Raw genomic sequence first — 5,530 nt, forward strand, 5'->3', positions numbered from 1 at the left:
GGCTCGTCGCCCGCCGGTTCGTCCGACGCGAGGCCGACCCCGGCGACGGACGGAGCATCCTGGTGACCCTGACCGACGATGGTCGCGTGCGCGTGGATGCCGCGATCACCCGCCTCGTCGACGCCGAGGCACTCCTGCTCGGGGGGCTGTCACGCGGCGACCGCGACCGCCTGGCGACGCTGCTGCGCAAGCTCAGCCTAGGATTCGACGCATGAGCGAGCCCGTGGCATCCCCGTCTCGCGGGCAGCGTGTGCTGGCCTGGTTCGACGTGCGCTTCCGCTCCCCCGCCGCCATCTACGGCCTCATCGTCTTCACCGCGTTCGTGACGATCGCCGAGGATCACGCCGAGAGCATCGAGGACATGCTCGCCACCTCCGTCGCGAGCCTCGTCGTCTTCTTCATCGCGCACGTGTTCGCGCACACCCTGACCGAGCACTCGCAGCACGGGTTCCGCGCGGCCCTCCGCAACGCGATCCGTCACGGCGCCGGCATGCTCTACGCGTCGGTGCCGTCGGTGATCGTGCTGGTCGTCTCCGACCTGGCCGGGGCGACCCTCGAGGATGCGGTCGACAACTGCCTGCTGACGGCGTTCATCGTGCTCGCCGTCCTCGGCTATCACGCGTTCCAGAGCCGTCGTGCTCCGTTCCTCGGGCGCATCCTCGGGGCCGTGGCGACGGCGATGCTCGGCATCTTCATCGTCATCCTCGAGTACGGCTTCCACTGAGCTCCGCCCGGGGCGGGCTCAGCCGATCGTCTCGGTGAGCTCGAACCAGCGCAGCTCGAGCTCGTCGCGCTCGGCCTCCCATTCGCTGATGCGCTGCATCTCTTTGCCCAACCCGACGTAATCGGACTGATCGTGGTCGGCCAGTGACGCCTTGGCACGGTCGATCTGGGCCTGCAGCTTCTCGATCTTCCGTTCCGTGGCGGACGCCTCCTTCTGCGCGGCGCGAAGATCCGCGCCCTGGAGACCCGGGGATGCCGTGGCCTCCACGCTCGTCGAGCGCGAGGGCTCGGCATCCTGGAGAGCCCGGAGCCGCAGGTATTCGTCCACCCCGCCGGGGAGGTGCCGCAGCCGGGCGTCGAGGATCGCGAACTGCTGATCGGTGACGCGCTCGAGGAAGTACCGGTCGTGCGAGACGACGATGAGCGTGCCAGACCAGGAGTCGAGCAGGTCTTCCATCGCCGCGAGCATGTCGGTGTCGAGATCGTTCGTCGGCTCGTCGAGGATCAGCACGTTCGGCTGATCGAGCAGGACGAGCAACAACTGCAGCCGGCGCTTCTGTCCACCCGACAGGTCTTTCACGGGCGTCGACAGCTGGGCGTTCGAGAACCCGAGACGTTCGAGGAGCTGGCCGGGCGTCAGTTCCTGCGCCTTCGAACCCGCGCCGAAAGAGTACGTGGTCCTGAGGCCCGCGATGACGACGCGCACGGGGTCGTCCATGTGCTGCTCGAGTTCGTCGAGACGCTGGGTCAGGGTCGCGACCTTGACCGTCTTGCCGCGCTTGACCCGACCCGTGGTCGGCTCGAGCGTGCCGGTGATAAGACTCAGCAGGGTCGACTTGCCGGCGCCGTTGACGCCCAGGATGCCGGTGCGTTCTCCGGGCGCGATGCGCCACTCGACGTCTTTCAGAACGGTGTGCTCGCCGTACGTCACACCCGCATCGAGGAGATCGACCACGTCCTTGCCCAGACGCGCGACGGCGAGGGACTGCAGCGCGACGCGGTCGCGGATCTCGGGGACGTCGGCGATGAGCTCGTTCGCGGCGTCGATGCGGAACTTGGGCTTCGAGGTGCGGGCGGGCGCTCCGCGACGCAGCCACGCCAGCTCTTTGCGGGCGAGGTTCTGCCGGCGCTCCTCGATCGTGGCCGCCTGGCGGTCGCGTTCGACGCGCTGCAGGATGTAGGCCGCGTAGCCGCCCTCGAACGGCTCGACGATCCGGTCGTGCACCTCCCACGTGGTGTTGCACACCTCGTCGAGGAACCACCGGTCGTGCGTGACGACCAGTAGCCCACCGGCGCTCGGCGCCCACCGCCGCTTGAGGTGGCCGGCGAGCCACGTGATGGCCTCGACGTCGAGGTGGTTCGTGGGCTCGTCGAGGAACAGCACGTCCCAGTCGCCGGAGAGCAGACGCGCGAGCGCGACGCGGCGCCGCTGGCCGCCGGACAGGCCGCCCAGCCGCGCGTCCCACGGGAGGTCGCCCAGGAGACCTGCGATGACGTCGCGCGTGCGCGCATCGCCCGCCCACTCGTGCTCCGGCCGGTCGCCCACGACCGCGTGCCCGATGGTGTCGTCGTCCTCGAGCGTGTCCTGCTGGTCGAGGACCCCGACCGTCACGCCGCCGCGGACGGTCACGCGGCCTCCGTCGGGCTCCCGGATGCCGGCGAGCATGCCGAGCAGGCTCGACTTGCCGTCGCCGTTGCGGCCGACGATGCCGATGCGGTCGCCCTCGTTCACGCCGAGAGAGACGGAGTCGAACACGACCTTGGTCGGGTATTCCAGGTGCAGGGCTTCGCCCCCGAGCAGATGTGCCATATCCATCCCAGGCTACGCGGCCTGCCCCCTCCCCCACGCCGAGACTTCATCTGCCCGACAACTCCGCTGCAGGATGTCGCTGGTTCGTCAGGCGCGTGCAGTCTCGCGAATGCCGGAGCCGCAGCCGTGCCACGCACGGCCTCGGATCCCGGGGGGCACGCGCAGCGGGGCCGCCCGGAATCCCGGACGGCCCCGCTGGTGTGGCGTGTGCTCAGAGGTTGTTGGCCGCGAGCCACTCCCGCGCGATGTCGGCCGACGACTGCTGGTCGACGGTCGACTTCACGTTCAGCTCCACGAGGCCCTCGGGCGTGAGGGCGGCGGAGACCTCGTTCAGGATGTCGGACACCTGCGACGCGACGTTCGAGTTCACGACGGGAACCACGTTCGACGCGAGGAAGAGGCCCTCCGGGTCTTCCAGCGTGACGAGGTCGTCGGTCTGGATCCGGGGGTCGGCGGTGTAGACGTTGGCGACCTGGATGGTGCCGGCGACGAGGTCGTCGACCGTGGTCTCACCGGTGGGCGAGAACTGCACGTCGACGCCGTACGTCGACTTCAGGCCCTCCGGACCGTACGGACGTTCGGCCAGCTCGGCGTTGCCACCGAGGGTCAGGCCGGTCGTGACCTTGGACAGGTCGGCGATCGTGGTGAGGCCGTTCGCCTGGGCGAAGGCGGCCGTCACGGTGTACGAGTCCTGGTCGGTGGCCGACGACTGGTCGAGCACCTCGAGCCCCTCGGGGAGGGCGTCGGGGAGGGCGGCGTAGACCTCTTCCGAGGTACGTGCCGTGGTCTCGGCGTCGAAGAACTGCAGCAGGTTGCCGGAGTACTCCGGGAACACCGTGACGGTGCCGTCCTCGAGCAGCGGGATGTAGGCGTCGCGCTGACCGATCTGGAACTGGCGCTTGACCGTGAGACCGGAGTTCTCGAGGGCCTGGGCGTAGATCTCGGCGATGATCTCGTTCGAGAAGTACGCCTGCGAGCCGACGACGATCTCGTCGGAGGAGGCGCTGGCGTCGCCGCCGCCGCTCAGGGGATCGCTCGAGGCGCCGCAACCGGCGAGGGCGAGCGAGGCGACCGCGAGTCCGGCGAGGACGCCGAGACCCTTGCGAGTTCGTGCTGTGAACATGGGTTCCTCTTTCTGGTGGTGGGAGTCGGGTGGGTCAGGAGGTCGTCGACGACGCGGGTGCGCCGACGGCGAGGGCTTCGGCGCGCCGCTGGCGAGCGGACCGCGCGCGCGGCGAGGTGGCACCGGCGGCACGGATGCCGCGGGGCACGACGAGGTGCTGGAGAAGGGCGAACAGTCCGTCGATGACGAGCGCGAGGACGGCGACGAGGAGAGCGCCGCCGATGAGGATGTCGAAGCGACGGAGCGGGATGGCGGCGATGATGTACTGTCCGAGTCCGCCGAGGCCGATGTAGGCCGCGATCGTCACGGTCGCCAGCACCTGCAGCGTCGCGGCCCGGATACCGCCGACCAGGAGCGGGAGCCCGAGCGGGACCTCGATGCGCCACAGGATCTGGGACTCGGTCATGCCCATCGACCGGCCCGCGTCGATGACCCGGCGGTCGATCGCCTCGAAGCCCGTGTAGGCGCCGGCGAGGAGCGACGGGATCGCGAGGACGACGAACGAGATGACCGCCGCTTCGGGCTTGTGCAGAACGCCGAGCAGCAGCGTCAACAGGATCAGCAGGCCGAACGACGGGATCGCGCGGGCTGCGCCCGAGATCGACACGGCGATCTCGCGCCCCTTGCCGGTGTGGCCGATGTACCAGCCCAGCGGCACCGCGATCGCCGCCGCGATCACCACCGAGATCACCGTGTAGAGCAGCTGCACGCCGATGGCGACGGGGATGGAGTCGAACTGCCCCGAGTCGCCGGAGAAGATCCAGGAGATGGCGTCACCGAAGAGGTTCATGCGGTCACCGCCGTCCGGGTGGCGCGACGCGCGGGGGTCGTGACCCGGCGCGTCCACGGCATGAGGAGGCGGCCCGCGATGACCAGGAGGAGGTCGATCACGAGCGCGATCACGACGACGGCGACGACCCCGGCGAACACCTCGGGGATGATGCGGCGCTGCAGACCGTTCGTGAACAGGTAGCCGATGTTCTGGATGCCGACCAGGATGCCGACCGTCGCGAGGGCGATCGTGCTCGCGGACGCCACGCGCAACCCGGCGAGGATCACGGGGCCGGCGAGGGGGAACTCCACGGCCCAGAAGCGCCGGAACGAGCCGTACCCGATCGCGGTGGACGCCTGGCGGACGCCCGCGTCGACCGAATCGAGTCCGTCGGCGACGGCGCGGACGAGGATCGCTACCGCGTAGATCGCGAGCGCCACGATGAGGTTCGTCTCACTGACGATCGAGTACCAGCCGGTGACGACCGGCATCAGGATCAGCAGCGCGAGCGAGGGGATCGTGTACAGGAGCCCCGTGATCGTGATGACGCTGCTGCGCACGAGGCGGTACCGCCACGCGAACCAGCCGAGCGGGATGCTCAGCACGAAACCCACGAGCAGCGCGATCAGGCTCTGCCGCAGGTGCAGCACCGTCATCTCGCCGATCAGGCCGAGGTTGTTGACCACCCACGTCACGGGCGCGCATCCTCCACGAGGGCACCCTGCGTGCGACCCTCGGCATCCACGACGACGGTTCCCTGCGCTGTCTGCTTCAGGTGCAGAGCGCGCTTGCCCTTCACCGCGCCGATGAAGCTCGCGACGAAGTCGCTCGCGGGGTTCTCGATGATCTCGCTCGGCGCGCCCACCTGCGCGACGTGGGCGCCCTTCTCGAGCAGCACGACCTGGTCGCCGAGAAGGAACGCCTCGTCGATGTCGTGCGTGACGAAGACGATGGTCTTGCCGATGTCGCTCTGCAAGCGGAGAAGTTCTTGCTGCAGCTCATCGCGGACGATCGGGTCGACCGCGCCGAACGGCTCGTCCATCAGCAGAATGTTCGGGTCGGCGGCGAGGCCGCGGGCGACGCCGACGCGCTGCTGCTGGCC

Annotated in this window: 6 protein-coding genes and 1 pseudogene; 2 read left to right on the top strand and 5 right to left on the bottom strand. The window is 69.4% G+C overall.

Annotated elements, in window-relative coordinates:
* Nucleotides 1–215: MarR family winged helix-turn-helix transcriptional regulator (locus tag D8Y23_RS16085; protein WP_428844487.1), on the top strand; the 215-nt coding region annotated here is incomplete at its 5' end.
* Nucleotides 212–724, top strand: coding sequence for a hypothetical protein (locus D8Y23_RS16090; RefSeq protein ID WP_128219047.1), 513 nt, complete (start codon nt 212–214; stop codon nt 722–724). The genes D8Y23_RS16085 and D8Y23_RS16090, both read left to right, overlap by 4 nt.
* 18 nt (nt 725–742) lie before the next feature.
* Here the strand turns inward: D8Y23_RS16090 and D8Y23_RS16095 are convergent, their stop codons facing one another.
* The 5 genes and pseudogenes from D8Y23_RS16095 to D8Y23_RS16115 all read right to left on the bottom strand — a co-directional run.
* Complete coding sequence (locus D8Y23_RS16095) at nt 743–2,533, bottom strand: ABC-F family ATP-binding cassette domain-containing protein (RefSeq protein WP_128219048.1); 1,791 nt, start codon at nt 2,531–2,533, stop codon at nt 743–745.
* Nucleotides 2,534–2,744: 211 nt separating this feature from the next.
* Entirely contained in the window at nt 2,745–3,656 is a 912-nt protein-coding gene (locus D8Y23_RS16100) for an ABC transporter substrate-binding protein (RefSeq protein ID WP_128219049.1), read from the bottom strand.
* 34 nt (nt 3,657–3,690) lie between these two features.
* Nucleotides 3,691–4,446: an ABC transporter permease gene (locus D8Y23_RS16105; protein ID WP_128219050.1), complete on the bottom strand. Its 756-nt coding sequence runs from the start codon at nt 4,444–4,446 to the stop codon at nt 3,691–3,693.
* Entirely contained in the window at nt 4,443–5,123 is a 681-nt protein-coding gene (locus tag D8Y23_RS16110; RefSeq protein ID WP_128219051.1) for an ABC transporter permease, read from the bottom strand. The genes D8Y23_RS16105 and D8Y23_RS16110 overlap by 4 nt, the downstream gene beginning before the upstream one ends.
* Nucleotides 5,120–5,530 (bottom strand): annotated as a pseudogene (locus D8Y23_RS16115) (ABC transporter ATP-binding protein); the annotation flags it as partial. The pseudogene D8Y23_RS16115 and the gene D8Y23_RS16110, both read right to left, overlap by 4 nt.

Source organism: Microbacterium enclense (assembly GCF_004022425.1).
Lineage (GTDB): Bacteria > Actinomycetota > Actinomycetes > Actinomycetales > Microbacteriaceae > Microbacterium > Microbacterium enclense_A.